Raw genomic sequence first — 18,495 nt, forward strand, 5'->3', positions numbered from 1 at the left:
CCCCGAGACTACAAGGAATTGCTGTGCGTTTAATCCAAAAATCGAAAAAATTAGACAATATTTGCTATGAAATCCGCGGGCCAGTCCCAGAGCGGGCGCGCCAGTTGGAAGAAGACGGCCACAAAATCATCAAGCTCAATATTGGTAATTTGGCCGCATTTAATTTTGATCCGCCCGATGAAATCGTGCGCGACATGATTTTGAATATGCCGCAGGCCGCTGGCTACACCGATTCCAAAGGGATGTTTGCGCCGCGCAAAGCAATCATGCATTACACCCAAAGTAAGCAAATCCGTGGTGTCACGATTGAAGATATTTATATTGGCAATGGCGCGTCAGAATTAATCGTGATGGCCATGAGCGCCTTGTTAAACGATGGCGACGAAGTCTTGGTGCCAGCGCCGGATTATCCGCTCTGGACCGCCGCAGTGAGTTTGTCGGGTGGCTCGCCGGTTCATTACGTCTGCGACGAAGTTGCCGACTGGATGCCCGACATTGAAGACATTAAACGTAAGATCAACCCACAAACGCGGGCGATTGTGATTATCAATCCTAATAATCCGACCGGCACGCTATACCCAGTTGAAGTTTTGCAGCAAATCGTTGAGTTGGCGCGTAAGCATCAATTAATTATTTTTGCAGACGAAATCTACGACAAAGTGCTCTACGACCAAGCCAGCCACACTTCCATTGCCTCGCTGGCCGACGATGTGTTGTTCCTCACATTTAATGGTTTATCAAAAAACTACCGTTCTTGCGGTTATCGCGCGGGTTGGATGGTGGTGTCTGGCGAAAAACGTCACGCCAAAGACTATATTGAAGGCTTGAATATTCTGGCAACCATGCGTTTATGCGCGAACGCGCCGGGTCAATTTGCGATTCAAACCGCGCTTGGCGGCTATCAAAGTATTCAAGAATTAGTCGGCCCCGGCGGACGTTTATTGAAACAACGCGATTTGGCTTATAAACTGCTGACTGAGATTCCCGGTGTAACTTGCGTCAAGCCCAAAGCGGCTTTGTACATGTTCCCTAAGCTCGATCCTGTGATGTATCCGATCAAGAACGACCAAGACTTTGCCTATGATTTACTTGATCAAGAAAAAGTGTTAATCGTGCAAGGAACGGGCTTTAACTGGCATTCGCCCGATCATTTTAGATTGGTATTTTTGCCGAATTCGGATGACTTGACTGACGCCATTGGCCGGATCGCGCGTTTCTTGGAAGGTTATCGCCGCAAACACGGAACCGAATAAGCTAATAAGAATTTTGCATAAGCATCAGGGTGGTCTTGCCTGCCCTGATCATGATATAAAGCAAGACCGTTTTTAATCAGATCTCACTTCGAACCAACTTATCTCTTTTATATGAAATCCATCAAAGTAGGCTTACTAGGCTTGGGCACCGTTGGTGCTGGCACATTCCATGTTTTACGACGTAATCAGGCTGAAATTATGCGCCGCGCTGGCCGTGGCATTGAAATTAGCATGGTGTCAGTGCGTAATCTTGAAAAAGCCCAGCCTATTATTGATGGCGCTTGCGAATTGGTGGGCGACAGCTGGTTGGTGGTCAACAATCCGGACATCGACATCGTGGTCGAATTAATCGGCGGCACCGAGTTGACCAAAGAGTTAGTTTTGCAAGCCATTGCCAACGGCAAGCACGTTGTGACCGCCAATAAAGCGTTGCTGGCAATTCATGGCAATGAAATTTTTAAAGCCGCGCAAGACAAGGGCGTGATCGTCGCGTTTGAAGCGGCTGTGGCGGGCGGTATCCCAATCATCAAAGCATTGCGCGAAGGTTTAACCGCCAATCGGATTGAATGGATTGCCGGCATCATCAACGGCACCACCAACTTTATTCTGTCTGAAATGCGCGATAAGGGTTTGGATTTTGCGACCGTGTTAAAGCAAGCGCAAGAATTAGGCTATGCCGAGGCCGACCCGACTTTCGATATCGAAGGCGTCGATGCCGCGCATAAAGCCACCATCATGGCTGCGATTGCGTTTGGTATTCCGATGCAGTTCGACAAAGCTCACATCGAAGGAATTAGCAAGCTAGAAGCAATTGACATTAATTACGCAGAGCAGCTCGGCTACCGGATCAAGCTATTAGGTATCACCAAGCGCACCGCTAAAGGCATCGAGTTGCGCGTGCATCCAACCTTGATTCCATCTAAACGTTTGATCGCCAATGTCGAAGGTGCGATGAATGCTGTGTTGGTGCAAGGCGATGCGGTAGGCGCTTCTTTGTATTACGGCAAAGGCGCGGGCGCCGAGCCAACGGCTTCTTCTGTGATTGCCGATTTGGTCGACATCACACGCTTGGCAACCGCTGACCCAGAACATCGCGTTCCGCATTTGGCGTTCCAACCGCAATCGATTAATCAAGAAGTGATTTTGCCAATGTCCGAAATCACGACTAGCTACTATTTGCGTTTGCATGTGGCTGATCAAGCGGGTGTCTTGGCCGATGTGACGCGCATCATGGCTGACTTCGCGATTTCGATTGATGCGATGCTGCAAAAAGAACCCGCAGTCAATGAAAATCAAACCGATATCATCATGCTGACACATCAAACGCAGGAAAAAAATGTATTAGCGGCGATCGCTAAGATTGAACAATTGAGTTCGGTTTTTGGTTCGGTGACTAAGATTCGCTTGGAAGAGTTGAGTTAATTGGTTGAGCTAATTCGTTGAGTTAATAAGTTACGCACAAATCAAAAACGGTGCCAGCGTTAAAACTGGCACCGTTTTTTATTGGCGGAATGGATTGAATAAGTTTCGCTCGGCTGCTTACATCCCATGCTCCACAAATTGCGTAGGTCGCCATTTTAGTAATCGGTTTTCCAACGCAGTTAATAAATACTCCGCTAGCAACGCCACGATCGCCAAAATAATCATGGACGCAAATACACCCGAAGCGTTGAACGTCCCTTGCGCGGTAGCGATTAACAATCCGATGCCGTGTCGCGCTCCCAAGAATTCACCGACCACCGCACCCACCAAGGCAAAGCCGAAGCTGACATGCAGGCTGGCTAAAATCCACGTCAAGGCAGAAGGGAAGATGACTGAATAAGTCACTTGCCGTCTACTGGCGCCGAGAATATAGGCGTTGGCGATCAAGTTTTTATCGGCTTCGCGCACACCCTGGAAAGCATTACCAAACACCACAAAGAACACCATCACAACGGCCAGCGCGATTTTGGAGCCCAAGCCTAAGCCAAACATGATGATGAAAATTGAGCCGAGCACGATACGTGGAATGGCGTTGGCAATTTTGATGTAAATGCTAAACACATCGGACAGTAATTTGTTACGGCCTAAAGCCACGCCAAAAAAGATTCCTAAGAAGCTGCCAATAAAAAAGCCGATCACCGTTTCTTGCAGTGTTACCAGCAATTCTTGCCATAAGGGGCCTTGCTCGGTGCCTTCGGTAATCCAGCTATACAGTTGTTCGATGATGTGCGAAGGGCGTGAAAAAAAGAACACATCTAAATAGCCAAAGTGCACCAATAATTCCCAACCCGCTAAGCCCACAACAGCGACCGATAGACGTAACAATGAAACCAGTCGTTGATGTTGGCGTGCTTGAATAATGGCACGTTGTTCGTCGTCGCCTAAGGCGGCCGAAGCGAATCTGTCGTTTGTAGTAGTCGTCATAGTCATCCTAAATCTGAACTTCGTCTTTTAAGTCGGACCAAATTTGCTTGGACAATTCAATAAATTCGGGCGAATAGCGGGCGCTGGAAACGTCACGCGGGCGGGGTAAATGAATGTCATAACTGCTCTTAATTCTGCCTGGTCCTTTGGTCAGCACCACCACGCGATCCGCCAAGGCGATGGCTTCCTCAATATCGTGCGTGACAAAAACAACCGACGCTTTATTCTCCGACCATAAGCCCAATAATTCGTCCTGCATCAGCGCGCGGGTTTGCACGTCCAAGGCAGAAAAAGGTTCATCCATGAGTAAAATCTTGGGCCCATTAATAAAGGTTTGCGCCAGCGCCACGCGTTTGCGCATGCCGCCCGAGAGTTGATGCGGATAATGATGTTCAAAACCTGCCAAGCCGACGCGCCGCACCCAATCGGCGGCTTTGTCGTGGGCTTGTTGCTTATCCATGCCGCGAAATATAGGCCCAATGGCGACGTTTTCGATCACGCTTTTCCAAGGGAAAACCGCGTCGGCTTGGAATACAAAGCCGATATTTGGATCGATCTTAGTCACCGCTTGATTGAACACTGTGACCGTGCCGGAGGACGGTGGGCTCAGCCCGGTAATCATGCCCAACGTTGTGGATTTGCCGCAGCCAGTTGGCCCGACGATGGCGCAAAAATCACCTTCGTAAATCTTCATGCTGAAGTCACGTAATGCCACCGTTGACTCTCCTTTGGGGCTGATAAATTTGCGCGTTACGTTGTTGAGTTCGATGGCGACGTTGCGAGTTGTTGGTTCATTGAGTGCATTCATCATTTGGCCGCCTTGACAAATTCGGTGGTGTAAGTGTTAGCCAAGTTAATCTTTTTGCCTTGTACCGATTTATTGAACCCTTGTAAGACTTTAAGCACGGTTTCTGGGCCATTGTCTGGCATGACGCCGTCGGCGGTGAACATGTCTTTACTTGCGGCGAGTGCGTCGATGTATTGCTGTTTGTTGGCGGAAGAATATTCGGGCGGCATGACTTGGGTGAGTTCTTCGGCGCTGTGGGTGTTGATATAGGCCAGTGTTTTGACGAAAGCGTTGGCGATTTTTTGTACTTCGGCTTTATGCGAATTGACCCACGCGGTGGACATATACAAGCAAGCGGCGGGATACGGGCCTCCTAAGGCTTCCTCGGTCACTTTGGGTGTGCGCAAATCAACCAAGATAGTCGCACCACCGCTGGAGGTTAGACGGGAAATAGTAGGTTCGGTAGTCATTCCTGCATCAATCTTTTTTTGCGTCATCGCGGCAATAAAGGTGGAGCCAGAACCAACCGGTAGCGTGACGTAGTCGCTACTTTTAACACCGTGTTTGCTCGCTAAGAATTGCGTTAAGAAATTGGTCGAGGAACCTAAGCCGGTCACGCCAAGGTGCTTGCCTTTGAAATCAGCCGGGGATTTTATGCTAGCCGCAGCACTGGTGGATACCAAAATCGCTTCGCCCGGAGAGCGACTAAATTGCACCACCGATTGCACTTGTTTGCCGCGTGCTTGTAAATCGATGGTGTGATCGTAAAAACCCACTACGCCGTGCGCAGCGCCTGAGAGCATTTCGGTCACAGCGTTGACGCCCGACGGCTCGCTGAGAATCTCGATATTGAGACCGGTTTCTTTTAAATATCCCAAGCGTTCGGCCAGTTTAACCGGGAGGTAAATTTGCTTTTCCGCTCCGCTGACAATGATGACGATTTTTTCTGCCGCAAAGCTATTGAAACTAATCGAGGTAAGAAGCAGTCCGAAAATTAGGCGTGAAAATAACTGAATGTATCGTTGCATAGTGATCTCCTTGGTCGATGTTGAACAATCCAAATGGATGGATTTTGTTGTGCTCGTGCAATGCGTAAGCGCGCCAGTTTTAGGTAAACGGCGCGATGAATGTAGCAGGGCGTAGCCTTCAATTGACCTTCAACGTTGATCGATAGTTTTTCTTTGCGCTACAAATTGATGCCCTAACCAAGCTGGGGGAGTAAGGATGAAACTGTTATTGGTAGAAGATAATCGCGAACTATCAACGTGGCTTACGCGCTTGTTGCAGGCCTCTGGTTATGCTGTAGAACAGGCGTTTAGCGCCGAAGATGCCGAGCTGCTGCTGGTGACGCAAACCTACGACGCAATCTTGTTGGATTTAACTTTGCCGAAAGCCAACGGCCAAGTTGTATTAAAACATTTACGTCGCAAAAACAATCAAGTGCCGATACTAATTATCAGTGCGCTTGATAGCTTGGTCGATGTGATTGAAAACCTGAATTTGGGTGCGGATGATTATTTGGCCAAGCCGTTTGACATTGCCGAATTAGAAGCGCGCTTGCGCTCACTGTTGCGTCGTTCTAATGGAAAAACAAATCCAATCATTACGTGCGGGCGATTGCACTACAACAGCAATTCCAAAGTATTTAGTGCAAATAATAAGCCGCTGAATTTAACGCCGCGCGAACACGCGGTGCTAGAAATATTAATTCATCGCTCCGGCAAAACGGTCGATAAAAAGCAGTTGGCCGATAGTTTGTGTACCTTGGACGATTCAATTTCGCCGAAAGCCTTGGAAATCTATATTTTGCGACTACGCAAAAAAATCGAACACTCGCAGGCGCAAATTATTACCTTGCGCGGATTGGGCTATATGTTGAGTCAAGTGCCAAGTCATCATGCGTGAGCTTTTCAATAGTCTAAAAAGCCGGCTGTTTATGCTGGTCTTTATTCCGATCTCTGTGGTGTCGGTATTCGATTTAATTGTGACCTACAGCAGCTCCGACAAAATCGCGACCTTAGTCCAAGAACAAATTCTGAAAGGTTCGGCAAAAATAATGTCGGAGCAAGCCAGTATCACCAATGGTGATATCGAGATAAGTATCCCACCTGCTGCATTTGAAATCTTTTCTAGCCCTTATCAAGATCGAATTTATTTTGCGATTCGTCAGTTAGAGGGAAAACTGATCGCAGGTTCCGATGAGATTCCTGCCTACACCAATTCCTTGGCGCTGGAACAAGCCCAGTATTATTCATCAATCTTGCGTGGCGAACCGGTGCACGTCGTGGCCTACGCTCATGCTTTGTCGAACGGAACTGATGCCGATGTGGTGGTGACGCAAATTGCACAAACCAAAAAAGGCCAAGCCGCATTTCGCCAAGAGTTATTTATGCTCGCCATCCGCAAACATGCGCTATTGATGTGCATCGTGTTACTTGGTTTGCTGGCGGCATCGCGCTGGTCGTTGCGACCTCTGCTAGTCTTCAGTAAGAAAGTCACGCAGCGTCAATCGGGTTCGCTGGAAAAAATAAATTTGCAACACGTTCCAACTGAATTATTGCCGGTAACTGTGGCGATCAATGATTACGTTACTCGACTTGATCAAACCTTGTCGTCTTACGAACAATTCGTTGCTAGTTCAGCCCACCAATTACGCACAACGTTTGCCATTATCACGTCGCAATTAAATTTTGCGCGCCATCATCAGCGCAGCGATCACCGCAGCGATCAAGGGAATAAACAAGCTGATTTGCAGTCTGAAATTTTGGATGCGATTCAAAATACTGTTGCACAAGGTAGCAAGGTCATTAATCAACTACTTATCTTGGCGCGCCTAGAGCGGACTCAAACAATTCCTACGCCGGCGCATCCCACTGTGTTGGCCGATATTGTTAAGCAGGTGATGGATGAGCTTGCACCGATTGCACAACAAAAAAATATTGAGTTAGGTACTGATGGCTTAGACCATTCTGTAACATTAGTCGCACCAGCCTATTTATTGCATGAGATGGTACTCAATGTCGTTGAGAACGCGATCCTTCATATGGGGCAAGCCGGTGTGGTTACCATATCGGTATTTAGGAAAGACGCTTACCTGTATTTGCGGATTGTCGATAATGGCCCGGGAATTCCCGCAGCGGAGCGCAGCAATGTGATTAAGCGCTTTTATCGGATTGAAACTGACCGAGCGACTTATTCAGCGAGTTCTGGTTTGGGCTTGGCGATCGTTGCAGAAATTGTGCAAAGTTTGAATGGTAGACTCATCTTGTCGGAGCCAAGGAGCAAGCGCGGATTGCAGGTCGATATTAAGTTCCCCAATGGCTAACGTTGATCTGTGTGGAGAATTAGGAATCATCGAGCAACGCAATGTCCTTGTTCCATGGGATACATCTAATTGAAACGGCGCGCTTATTGACGAGTACACCGTTTATATCTCATACAAAACACACACTTTATTTCTTCCCGATTCCTTTGCTTTGTAGGTGGCTTTGTCAGCGCGCTGGATTAACGCTGATGGATCGTCTCGGTTGATGGCTTGCGTTACGCCAATGCTCAGTGTGATGACATCGGCAACCGGCGAGTCAGCGTGGCGCAATTGGTATTCGGCTAGTCGTGCGCCGATATTTTCTGCGACGTGCTGTGCTCCTTCTAGATTTGTGTTGGGCAAAATGATGGCGAATTCTTCCCCACCGATACGCGCCGCCAAGTCAGCAGGGCGATTGGCAACTTGAGTCAAGATTGCGGCAATCGTAACCAGCACTTCGTCGCCCGCTGGATGGCCATAATAATCGTTGTAGCGCTTGAAATAATCGACATCGATTAAGATCAACGTCAGTGGAGATTGGGTGCGTTGATGTTGCTGCACTTCCAGCGCTAAACGTTGATCAAAGGCGCGCCGATTGGCGATTTGAGTCAGCGCGTCAGTGTGCGCTAGCGATTCCAGTCCGATAAACTGTTTTCGAATCAAGGCCAACATCCGGTTAATTGAGCGCGCTAGGTGATGCAGTTCGTCGCGGTTTTTTTGTAGCGGTAGGCGATCAGACCAACGACCGTTGCGCCAAATTTGAATCAGCTCTTTGTCTAACTGCCGCAAGCGACGAATCACCAAATAATGCACGCCAAATAGCAACATCAGGCCATTTAAGGCGGTAACGAGTAATAGCGCCCAAATCACTTTCCAGATGATTGCATCACCACGTTGACTAACGCTGGTGGAATAGTGCAAGCGGACTGAATAAATCGCTTGCCCAACAATATTGCGTAATTGTGCGGTTAGCAGTGCCGCTTGATTAGGATCGAATTTCACCGTATTCGGATCGAGCGCCGTATAAAGTAGGCGCGCAGGTTCGTCGCTCAAGGTGATTGGCTCGATCTCAAACGCGATGCCACTTTGCGCATGGATGCGGTTCATGACGACGCCTTCAAGCATTTGTCCAACAATTAATGTGCCGTTGAATTGACCCGAATGATCGGTTCGGTGGATGGTTTGCCAGCAGACTAGAATTGGTCCGATGGGCGAAGTATCTAAACCGCAGTTGGTGCTTGAGCGGTTATCGGATTGCTCGATACGCTGTTTGATTCGATTGATCGTTTCGATAAAGTTAATCGGGTCTTCTGAGTCACCCGATGTCATGTTGGCGGAATCGGAGAAAATAATCTCGTTTTGCTTATTTAAAATGGTGGCAAATTTAAGCCCCACGGTTTTCATGGCCTGAGCGTTAATTTGACGGTCGGTAAACTCGCGGGTCGGGTGGCGCAGATAATCGTACATCTCGTCCCAGTTGGCCCAGTCGCTATTAATCTGGCTGAGTCTGTCCAGTTCGTTGGTGATGTTGTGCGAAATTTGCGTCATTTGGCGCTGGGCTTCTTCGCATTCAATCGAGTTGAATCCTTGATGCAGATTGGTTTCGAGCAGGGCGATGGCGACTGCAGTCATGAGACTGAAGCCGACAAAAAACAAACTAATAATTTTTCCGCGTAAGCCCATCGGAATACGAATTCCCAAGTGTAAAGTTGATCAAGCCAATGTTGAATATCGGGTAAGGCAACTTTATTGGAGCTGTTTTACAGCGTTGCACTTAACTTATGAGCGGATTTGCATCATTGAAATATCAACTATTTGGTTTGGATTGTAATACTTAAGCACCAAAAGTTGCCTTGCGTCAACAATAATTAACAAATTTTTATATCGAAGTTGAAATTTAAGATGCAATTTATCCTTAGCATTTCGGGGTAATGTCGCGTTTTTGGTAAAAATATCGGCTAAAATTCCCGTCCAGTATCAAACTTACCTAGATCAAAGGCTGAAGATGAAATTAAGCGTAAAGAATTTCCTTGTTGTGTTGGCATGCTGCGTTCCGTTGTTGTTAGCAGGATGTAAAAAAAGTAGCTCCAGTAATTACAACGTTAGCGTCACAGTTAGTGGATTGGTCGGGACTGGTTTGGTATTGCAAAATAACGGCGGCAATAATTTATCGGTGGGCACTAATGGTGTTGTAACCTTTACCAATGAATTAGCTAACGGCGCTGCCTATGCGGTGACCATTTTGAAGCAACCCGCAACTCCTGCTCAGGTTTGTAGTTTGAGCAATGCAGGCGGTGTCGTGACTTCAGCCAATGTCACCACGGTGACTTTGGTATGTCTGCCACCTGAATTCGCTTATGTTACCAATACTGGGAGCAATTCAATTGCCATCTACAACGTCGGTGGCGGCACGGGCGCGCTCACTAGCGCTGGTGCAACAACCGCAACCGGCAATGCGCCAATCGCTTTTGCAATCGATTCAACAGGCCGTTATGCCTATGCACTTAATTCTGCCGACAATTCCATTTCAACTTATTTAGCCAATTCGACTACTGGTCTGCTGCTAAGCGCTGGTTCAGCGGTAACAGGTTTATCGACCCCAACGGCCATCACGGTTGATCCGTCGAGTAAATACGTTTATGTCACTAACTCGGGCAACAAGACTGTGGCGGGTTATACGATCAACACGACTTCTACCACTGGTGCGTTAGCCACATTGACTTCGATCGGTAGCACGCCGACCGGCAACGCGCCGACCAGTATTGCCGCTGCTAGCGTATCGGGCGCTGAGTATGTCTACGTCACGAATGCAACGGACAATTCGGTCCAAGCATTTACCGTTGGTAGTTCAGGTGGCTTAACAAATTCTGGTTTGGCAAATACTGGCAACAACCCAGTGGCTGTCGTAGCAACTCCTAACGGCAAATTCGTCTATGTCGCAAACAAAACGGACGGGACAGTTTCTGCCTTTGCAACTAGCGCTGGAACACTGACTGCCATCGCAACACCAGCCGCTAGCGGCGCTGCACCGGTCTCTATTGCGGTGGCTCCTTCGGGTAACTTTTTGTACGTGGCCAATTCCGGCGCTAATACGGTTACGGCGTTTAGCATAGGTGCTAACGGGGCGTTGACTAATCTCGGTTCGATTGCTGCCGGCAGCAATCCAGTCTCAGTTAGCGTGGACCCATCGGGCGCGTTTGCGTATGTTTCTAATAAAGCCGATAGCACGATTTCGACTTATTCGATTAACGCGACGACCGGTGTTTTAAGTGTTGCGCTGTTGCCGACTGCAGTGGGTACTTCGCCAGCGAGTGTGATTACTGTCGCTAAATAATGCGGTAGGTTGTATGAGTTGGAATTGCCGCCAAATGACTCGGCAATAAAATAAAAAAGGAATGCACGTTACGTGACATTCCTTTTTTTATTGCTGGGTTGGTTTCAAGCTATCCTAGGTAGTTCATTGTTATGCAGTGTTAGCTTGGGCTTGAACAGCTTGAACTTTATTATCAAATGATTTGACTTGCCCGATCCAAAGTATGGTGAAGGTGATTAAGCCAACAGCCAACCAGCCATTGGTGCCATAGCCAACAATATGACCATCCGCAGTCGTGCTCAGTAACAAGCCGCCTATCCACGCGCCGCAGCCAGTTCCCAACGATTGAATCGCACTATTGACACTCAAAAACGCACCGCGATGTGCAGGTTCTGGCACGGTGGTTAGTAGCGCTTGCATAGGAATCATGCGACTCGAGACCAGCACCATGAAGAACGGGAAGAACGCTAATAACCCAAGAAATGGCAGCATTGGTAAATGAGTTAAAAATAAAATAGGCAGCATCGAGAGCACCGCAGCGATGCGGAATAGATGATGTTTGCCGTATTTATCCGAAAGCCGCCCCACCAGCCGCGAGGTGAAAAATGTCGCTGCGCCAGCCACCATATATAGCCACGATAATTGCTGCGGCGCGACGCCGTGATTGGCCACGATCATTGGAGAAATAAACGGAATGACCAGCATGTGCGAGATCATCATCACAAAGGTGAGGGTAAAGGCGCGCAAATGACGGGGTGTGCGGATTAAGTCAACTAAATCCGGCAATGCTCGCGCGAGTGACTTCGATTGTTTGGCTAAGTGCGCCGTTAACGATGGAATCAAACCAGCGCCAATTCCCCAAATAATGAGCGACAACACCACCAATAAATAAAACGGTGACGACCAGCCAAATTTTGCTCCTAGCACGATTCCCGCAGGCACTCCGGCAACGGCGGCCAGCGAGAACGAGGTCATGATTATTCCGGTCGCTGCACCGCGCCGATTCTGCGGAATCACATCGCCCAAAATCGCCATGATGATCGAGCCCAACACGCCACCAGTTAGTCCGGCGAAAGCGCGTGCTACCAACAACAGCACAAATGTTGGCGCAGCCGCGCAGATAAAGTTTGATAACGCAAATAGTGCATACACCACCAGTAATAATTTGCGTCGGTCAAAGCGATCAATATAGGTGGCGGCGAACAAGCTCGATAAACCAGAACACCACGCATAAGCAGAAACGGCGGTCGCAAACGCCGCTGGCCCGATGGCGAATTTCGCCATGATTTGCGGCCCCAGCGGCATCATCACCATGAAATCCATAATGATGGTGAACTGCGTCAGCGCCAGCAGCCACAGCAGGCCACGTTCACGCGCCGGCGTGAGTTGATACAACGAAGTTTGAGACATGATTTCCCTGAGTGATTTTGGTTTGGTTGGTCTGGTTGGTATGGTTATTTTCGGCTCAGGCGGTTGAGCCGATATTCACCTGTTTGCTATGCGCTTTTACTAGCCTCATTTTTTTAAAATGGCGTTAATTTGTTCGGTCGCGGCCAGCAGTATTTGCGCGACTTGCAATTGCTGCTTCTTAGTTGCATTACTGGTGTCGATCAGCGCCGATTTAATCGCGCGCCGCGCCTGAATCAACTCGGGTTGCCATTCTGATTCTGCTTGATCGCCTTCGTGCTCGGTATCGTTAGATGAGGCGCTTGGATCAGTGTTTGAATACGCTCTGCGCAGCGAGTCCATTTTGGCGGCAATGTGCGCAATTTTATCGAACATTCGCGTTACGCGCTCTTGGTGCTGGGCCAAATAGGTTTTACCTTGCTCAGAAACAGAATAGCTTTTGCGGTTGCCATGCAATTCCACGGCCACGTAAGCTAATTCCTCTAAGTAGGTCAGTGCTGGATAAACCATGCCCGGGCTTGGTGTATAAAATCCATTGGTGCGCAGTTCTAGCGCCTTAATCAATTCGTATCCATGCGCAGGTTTTTCTGCCAAGAGCGACAGTAGCAGCAGTTGCAAATCCTCGGAACTGAACTTGCGACCACGAGTAAATCCATCGCGACTGCCAAAGCCATCGCCGCCGAAATCTCCACCTCCCCCAAAACCGCGCCCGCTGCGCCCGCCGGAATGATCGCCATGCTGCTTCATGGCGTGGATGCGTCTTGAGGCGTGCTCGGCTAGCCGCGGCAAAAAGCCGATGTGATCGCCCGATTGCTTGAAGTGATGGTGATGCATAGTAATCTCCAGATATATTTTAAAACATATCGTAAGATATATATTTGACTTGATGGTGTCAAGAAACTTGTGCGGCTTTTTGCTGTTTTGCGCGGATTTCTAGGTCTTCGCCTTGGCCAGTTGCGACGTGGATTTAGTCGGAGTTGCTAACTCAAGCTAAATAAAGCCGACCGTTAAGTTATAATCTCGCCTCTTTTGAGCTAAATTAACCTAATTAAGCTGACAGCATTCACCCCAAGGCAAGCTATGAACAAAGATTTAAGTATTGATGAATTCGACGCGCTCGAGCAAATTAGTCGTTTATCAAAACACGTTAAACCGACAGCTTGCGTCAATCGGAATGCCAAGCGCTTGTGCGGAATAAAATTCGCTGCTTATCGCAAAGATGGGCAACTAGAATTAACCGAAGAGGGCAGAGCGGTGCTGTTTTCGAAACACTGTATCGAAGGTTTGCGCTCCGTTGCCGCCAAAGTCGGTGCGCCGTTGTCACCCGATGTGATGGGATTTTTGAGTAAGAAAAGTTATATCGCGGACACGCCAGACGGTCATCAAATCACCGCACGTGGATTGGAATGTTTAGCTGATATTGACGCGCAGCGTAAATGAGGTTCATCGATTGGCTAAGCACTTCGTTGGTCAATTCACGGAAAAATTAACCAGCCCGATTTAACCAAGGTATCGGCGAACCTAACCTAGCAATTTACCTTAGCCCGGCAGGTTATTTTTAGGCGCGTTACGTTGCACTACCAACTTAACCATCGCTTTATTTTTGTCGGCATTATTTGCTGTTCTTAATCCTTCTAACACACCGGCTTGGTCGGCTGCTGATCTGTTTTGACTCACCTTCCATTTGCCAGAAATCTTAGTAATCACAATCTCAATACCAACAATGTTGTTGAGCATTTGGGCTATGTAGTCGTTGGGCGCGTCGGTGATTTTCCATTGTGATCCGACTTCGGATTCATGGCGCTCGGTGAGCTGATCTAACAATGCGCGCAGCCAAATCGGGTCCTCGATGGCATGTAATTTTCCCCAAGCATGCACGGTCGCATAATTCCAGGTCGGAACGACTTTGCCATGTTCCTGTTTGCTGGGATAAAACGAAGGGCTGACGTAACTGTCAGGCCCCTGAAATACTGCTAGCACATCAAGCTCTTTAGGATGCTCCTGCCACACCGGATTGGCGCGCGCCACGTGACCGCGCAGAACACCGAATTCACCTTGATCTTCAATTAAATACATCGGAATCGCGTTGGCATTCGGCATGCCAGCGATGCCGTCGGCATTGGTGGTAATGAGAGTACATAGCGGATGGTCGCGCATTAATGCGTGCATGATGTCTAGACGGGGTTCGGCGAAGTGGCGTGGTAAGTACATAATGTGTTGGTCCGATTAAAAATCGATTGGATGCGACGTTTTACCAAGGTAAAACAGCAAATCGCTCAATAAAAAAATCCAGCAAGGCGCGCACTGCCGGAGCGAGTTGGCGGCGTGAAGGATAGAGTGCGTAAATGGTAAAGCTTGGTGGACGCCAATCGGGTAAGACTATGCGCAAATTACCTTGTGCGATCTCCGCATTAACTAAGTAGGTCGGCAGCATAACAATCCCGCCGCCACTCAGAGCGGATCGAAGCAGAATGGTTGTTTCATTCACGCGCAAGTAGCACTCGATATTGATGTCGAGTTCTTCATTCTCGTTGGTTAAACGGAGCGCGTTTTTACCGACGTGGGCGTGCGTCATGCAGCGATGTTTTGCCAGTTCTTGCGGGTGTTTGGGGTTGCCATGTTGGGTTAAATAATCGGGCGACGCGACCAAGAATGATTCGCACGTTGCTAGAGGGCGGGCAATTAACATCGGGTCAGGTTCGTTACTAATTCGGATAGCCAGATCGATGCGTGATTCAACTAAGTTTAGCGCGCCATCGCTCACGTTTAAATCGATCTTCAAAAGTGGGTGATTTTTTAAAAACGCATTGAGCAAACTCGCTACTTGGGCATAGGCAAACGATGTGCTGCAAGTGAGTCGCAGTTGCCCGCGCAACTCGTCGCTGCTGGAGGTGGTTTCGTCCTCCATGTTTTCCATTAATTCCAGCATTTGCTGCGCGCGGCGCAAACAGGTTTCGCCCGCATCGGTTAATGTCACGCGGCGCGTTGTGCGTTGTAATAATCGCGCTCCTAACCACTTCTCCATTTCCTCGACATAGCGCGTCACCATGGCGCGCGAAATATCAAGCTTATCGGCGGCGGCGCTAAAGCTTCCGCTATTGGCCACTTCCACAAACACTTGCGCGGCGGTGAGTCTATCCATTATTTGCTCGATTTAAGAAATAGTGATGTTCGGTTAGTGGGGTTTATCGCTGTCAAAAGTAGTTCTACACTGCGCAGCATCATCAATCACTTCAAGGAATTATTATGTTTCGCACCTCAATTATTGCCGCCACACTTGCCATCACATTTAGCGCTGCGCCAGCCGCAGAAGTAAAGCCGATACAGATCAAAGTCTACAACGCTGGTGACGCCAGCTTTAACGTAAATTCTACCTTGGTCTATGGTCAAACAGAAGCCATTGTGATTGACGCGGGATTTACTCGCGCCGATGCATTGCGTATCGCCGCCAATGTGCTCGATAGTGGCGTTAAGCTCAAGACGATATTAGTCAGCCAAGCTGACCCTGATTATTATTTTGGCGTGGCGACCCTTAAAGAGTTTTTCCCCGATGTGCAGGTCGTGGCAACACCGGCTGTGCTGGAAAAGCTCACTGCAAAAGTGAACGATAAGTTAGCGTTTTGGGGGCCTAAAATGGGCGCGAACGCACCCAAGCTCGCTGTCATTCCGACCGCATTGCAAGGCACTACGTTGACGGTTGATGGGCAGGTTTTGGAGATCAAAGGTACACAAGGTTTGCTGGCCCATCGCCCTTATGTTTGGATTCCGTCGATTAAGACGATAGCGGGTAGCTTAGGCATATTCGGCAATCTGCATGTTTGGACGGCTGACACGCAGACGGTTGCTGAACGCGCCGCGTGGATTAGTCAGTTGGACGAGATGGCCGCGCTGCATCCCGCTGTGGTTGTGCCTGGCCATATGAACGCTGGCACCAAGTTGGATGCAAATTCGATTACCTACACCCAGAATTATTTACGCTTCTTTGAGACCGAGATTGCCAAAACCAGCAACAGTGCAGAATTAATCGAGGCCATGAAATCCGCTTATCCCAATGCACCGGTGGGTGTTGCATTAGAAATCGGCGCAAAAGTAAATAAAGGTGAGATGAAATGGTAACGACGGCTTTCAGTGTTAGAAATACCACAGCCACTTTTGTTAAACCGACTGGATTTAAAAAGTAAATAGTGAGTACCCATGCGCCTTGGACTGGACGATAAGTGACTGTGTTGATGAATTATTCACTTTGTAGATTATTGTCAATTGTCAGAAAAACGACGGAACATCGACAGTAAAGTATGCAGAATGAAGCTGCTCAGTTGTCGATTGATGTTGGTTTTTTTATCGGTGGTGGAGTGTCTACCGTTTGCAGCACACTGCGACGGTTAGGCACTTGCCAAACCGAGCCAGCTAGATCAAGCGCTTACAAAAAAAGGTGAATGATGCATCAGCCTACCCATGTCAATTATCTTTTTGATCCTTATTGCGGATGGTGCTACGGCGCATCGTCCGCACTTCAAAAAATACAAAAGCTAGAGAATGTCGCGCTTGAACTGACGCCCACCGGTTTATTTGCCGATGCCGGTGCGCGCCCGATGGATCACCGTTTTGCGCAATATGCTTGGTCTAACGATCAACGAATTGCGCAATTAACCGGTCGAGTTTTTAGTGAAAAATACTGGCGCGATGTTTTAGGAAATCACGATGTCCGATTTGATTCCACTAACGCGACCTTAGCACTGACTGCCGTTACGCTAAGTCAACCGAAGCGCGCGCTCAAGGCGCTGTTGGCAATTCAAGAAGCACGGTTTATTCATGGGCTCGATATAAATTCGATTTCAGTTTTAACCGACATATTGGATGAAATCGATTTAACCGAGGCGGCCTTGCGCCTGCGCAATCGGGATGGTGAATTGATGGCGATTAACGCAAGGTCAATTTCTTCAGCCCAGAAGAAAATGCACGAGTTTGCGATTCAGGGCGTACCGAATCTTATTGTTACTAAGGGGCCTGAACAGAGAATAGTCGATGGCTCATATTTGTACGCAAATACGACTCCGTTGCTCGATTATCTTAAGTACGATTGAGCTAGCGGAACCAAGCGGAACCAAGCGTCATTAGCGTTCTATTTTAAAAAATGAAAAATCACGTCGCAGATCATGCGACGTGATTTTTATTAATCAAACATCGATATTCGCTATTAAGCCGACAACCGTTTCAACCTATCCAACGCAGTTTCATTGGCTGTATCAGCTTGCGCGACTGACTTTCTGATTGCATCGATCTCAGCAGCTTGGTCGATTGGTTTTTGTCCAATATCTGCCACGATTTTTAGACCGGCGGCTTGGTTGCTGACTGTTTGTGCGCGGCGGGTTAGGGCGCTTAATGCTGTTGATTGGCCGCCTAATCCCTTTAATCCATCTAACTCGCTTTGGCGCTCCATTCGCATTTCTTGCAAGTCTTTTTGTGCTTGGGCGGTGGCTAAGGTTTGCAAAGCCTTTTTCGCGGCACTGTCGAAGTCGGCTAATTGTTTGGATAAGGCATCCATGATTTGTTGAAGCTCGTCGGCGTATTGCTTAGCGTCGGCCTCCTGTTGCTGCTCAGTCGGTAGCTTGGCCTTGTTGGCTTCGAGTTCATCGCAGAATAAAGTGACAGTGGCTTCGCTAATCGTGCCGGCTTGTAGGCGTGCCATTAACGTTTCGGTGGCTTTTTGGTCGTTGGCGATGAGGTTTTGTAAGTTGACCACATCTTGATGTTCCTTATTGAATGAGGCGCGTGCAGCAGCTAGTTTTTGTGCTGTCTCGCGCAAGGTGCTTTGCAGCCGATCGCGGTCAGCTTCGGTGGCTGTTTCTGGGTCAAAATTGGCGATGGTTTCGGATAATTTATCGCCTAGCACGCCGAAGTGTTTAGAAATCAAACGTGCTGTCAAACTCCATCCGCTGGTATTGCTCATGATGTATTTCCCTTTAATGAAAATGTGTACGTCGGTTAAGTTGTTGCTCAGTTGTTACGGTGTTGCTAGGTTGGT

General features: G+C 48.4%; 17 protein-coding genes. 8 read left to right on the forward strand and 9 right to left on the reverse strand.

The features are described from left to right. Nucleotides 1-23 precede the first annotated feature (23 nt). Both E2I14_RS01125 and E2I14_RS01130 read left to right on the forward strand, forming a co-directional pair. Nucleotides 24-1,253, forward strand: a complete 1,230-nt coding sequence (locus E2I14_RS01125; protein ID WP_133324591.1) for a pyridoxal phosphate-dependent aminotransferase — start codon at nucleotides 24-26, stop codon at nucleotides 1,251-1,253. A 111-nt stretch (nucleotides 1,254-1,364) separates the two neighbouring features. Next, nucleotides 1,365-2,675: a homoserine dehydrogenase gene (locus tag E2I14_RS01130; protein WP_133324593.1), complete on the forward strand. Its 1,311-nt coding sequence runs from the start codon at nucleotides 1,365-1,367 to the stop codon at nucleotides 2,673-2,675. Between the two features lie 117 nt (nucleotides 2,676-2,792). On the opposite strand, the gene E2I14_RS01135 is transcribed toward E2I14_RS01130, so the two are convergent. From E2I14_RS01135 to E2I14_RS01145, 3 genes are read right to left on the reverse strand one after another with little or no spacing between them, the layout of a single operon-like run. After that, a complete protein-coding gene (locus E2I14_RS01135) occupies nucleotides 2,793-3,665 on the reverse strand; it encodes an ABC transporter permease (protein WP_406675691.1) in 873 nt (290 codons plus the stop codon). A 1-nt stretch (nucleotide 3,666) separates the two neighbouring features. After that, on the reverse strand, nucleotides 3,667-4,467 hold the full coding sequence (locus E2I14_RS01140; protein WP_133325692.1) for an ABC transporter ATP-binding protein: 801 nt from the start codon (nucleotides 4,465-4,467) through the stop codon (nucleotides 3,667-3,669). Next, nucleotides 4,467-5,474 (reverse strand): ABC transporter substrate-binding protein, encoded by a 1,008-nt coding sequence (locus tag E2I14_RS01145; RefSeq protein WP_133324597.1) that lies wholly within the window; start codon nucleotides 5,472-5,474, stop codon nucleotides 4,467-4,469. The genes E2I14_RS01140 and E2I14_RS01145 overlap by 1 nt, the downstream gene beginning before the upstream one ends. Before the next feature lie 196 nt (nucleotides 5,475-5,670). On the opposite strand from E2I14_RS01145, the gene E2I14_RS01150 reads away from it, so the two are divergent. Both E2I14_RS01150 and E2I14_RS01155 read left to right on the forward strand, forming a co-directional pair. After that, nucleotides 5,671-6,351: a response regulator gene (locus tag E2I14_RS01150; protein ID WP_133324599.1), complete on the forward strand. Its 681-nt coding sequence runs from the start codon at nucleotides 5,671-5,673 to the stop codon at nucleotides 6,349-6,351. A gap of 31 nt (nucleotides 6,352-6,382) precedes the next feature. Then, nucleotides 6,383-7,771: a sensor histidine kinase gene (locus tag E2I14_RS01155; RefSeq protein ID WP_165967714.1), complete on the forward strand. Its 1,389-nt coding sequence runs from the start codon at nucleotides 6,383-6,385 to the stop codon at nucleotides 7,769-7,771. A 102-nt stretch (nucleotides 7,772-7,873) separates the two neighbouring features. Here the strand turns inward: E2I14_RS01155 and E2I14_RS01160 are convergent, their stop codons facing one another. Next, nucleotides 7,874-9,382 (reverse strand): sensor domain-containing diguanylate cyclase, encoded by a 1,509-nt coding sequence (locus E2I14_RS01160; protein WP_165967715.1) that lies wholly within the window; start codon nucleotides 9,380-9,382, stop codon nucleotides 7,874-7,876. Between the two features lie 373 nt (nucleotides 9,383-9,755). Between E2I14_RS01160 and E2I14_RS01165 the strand changes: the two genes are divergently transcribed. Further along, nucleotides 9,756-11,084: a lactonase family protein gene (locus tag E2I14_RS01165; protein WP_133324605.1), complete on the forward strand. Its 1,329-nt coding sequence runs from the start codon at nucleotides 9,756-9,758 to the stop codon at nucleotides 11,082-11,084. Between the two features lie 129 nt (nucleotides 11,085-11,213). On the opposite strand, the gene E2I14_RS01170 is transcribed toward E2I14_RS01165, so the two are convergent. Both E2I14_RS01170 and E2I14_RS01175 read right to left on the reverse strand, forming a co-directional pair. Then, entirely contained in the window at nucleotides 11,214-12,473 is a 1,260-nt protein-coding gene (locus E2I14_RS01170) for an MFS transporter (RefSeq protein ID WP_133324607.1), read from the reverse strand. 105 nt (nucleotides 12,474-12,578) lie between these two features. Then, a complete protein-coding gene (locus tag E2I14_RS01175) occupies nucleotides 12,579-13,304 on the reverse strand; it encodes a PadR family transcriptional regulator (RefSeq protein WP_133324609.1) in 726 nt (241 codons plus the stop codon). Between the two features lie 246 nt (nucleotides 13,305-13,550). Here E2I14_RS01175 and E2I14_RS01180 point away from each other — a divergent pair, with 246 nt between their 5' ends. Continuing rightward, nucleotides 13,551-13,910 carry a hypothetical protein gene (locus tag E2I14_RS01180; RefSeq protein WP_133324611.1) on the forward strand — a complete coding sequence of 120 codons (360 nt, stop codon included), beginning with the start codon at nucleotides 13,551-13,553 and terminating at the stop codon, nucleotides 13,908-13,910. A 99-nt stretch (nucleotides 13,911-14,009) separates the two neighbouring features. On the opposite strand, the gene E2I14_RS01185 is transcribed toward E2I14_RS01180, so the two are convergent. Beyond that, a complete protein-coding gene (locus tag E2I14_RS01185; protein WP_133324613.1) occupies nucleotides 14,010-14,681 on the reverse strand; it encodes an FMN-binding negative transcriptional regulator in 672 nt (223 codons plus the stop codon). Between the two features lie 40 nt (nucleotides 14,682-14,721). Further along, entirely contained in the window at nucleotides 14,722-15,612 is an 891-nt protein-coding gene (locus E2I14_RS01190; protein ID WP_133324615.1) for a LysR family transcriptional regulator, read from the reverse strand. Between the two features lie 104 nt (nucleotides 15,613-15,716). On the opposite strand from E2I14_RS01190, the gene E2I14_RS01195 reads away from it, so the two are divergent. Beyond that, nucleotides 15,717-16,586, forward strand: coding sequence for an MBL fold metallo-hydrolase (locus E2I14_RS01195; protein WP_133324617.1), 870 nt, complete (start codon nucleotides 15,717-15,719; stop codon nucleotides 16,584-16,586). A 320-nt stretch (nucleotides 16,587-16,906) separates the two neighbouring features. Next, complete coding sequence (locus E2I14_RS01200; protein ID WP_133324619.1) at nucleotides 16,907-17,554, forward strand: DsbA family protein; 648 nt, start codon at nucleotides 16,907-16,909, stop codon at nucleotides 17,552-17,554. Nucleotides 17,555-17,667: 113 nt separating this feature from the next. Here E2I14_RS01200 and E2I14_RS01205 read toward each other — a convergent pair whose 3' ends face one another. Next, nucleotides 17,668-18,420: a coiled-coil domain-containing protein gene (locus tag E2I14_RS01205; protein ID WP_133324621.1), complete on the reverse strand. Its 753-nt coding sequence runs from the start codon at nucleotides 18,418-18,420 to the stop codon at nucleotides 17,668-17,670. Nucleotides 18,421-18,495 lie beyond the last annotated feature (75 nt).

This window comes from Sapientia aquatica (assembly GCF_004358105.1).
Classification (GTDB): domain Bacteria; phylum Pseudomonadota; class Gammaproteobacteria; order Burkholderiales; family Burkholderiaceae_D; genus Solimicrobium; species Solimicrobium aquaticum.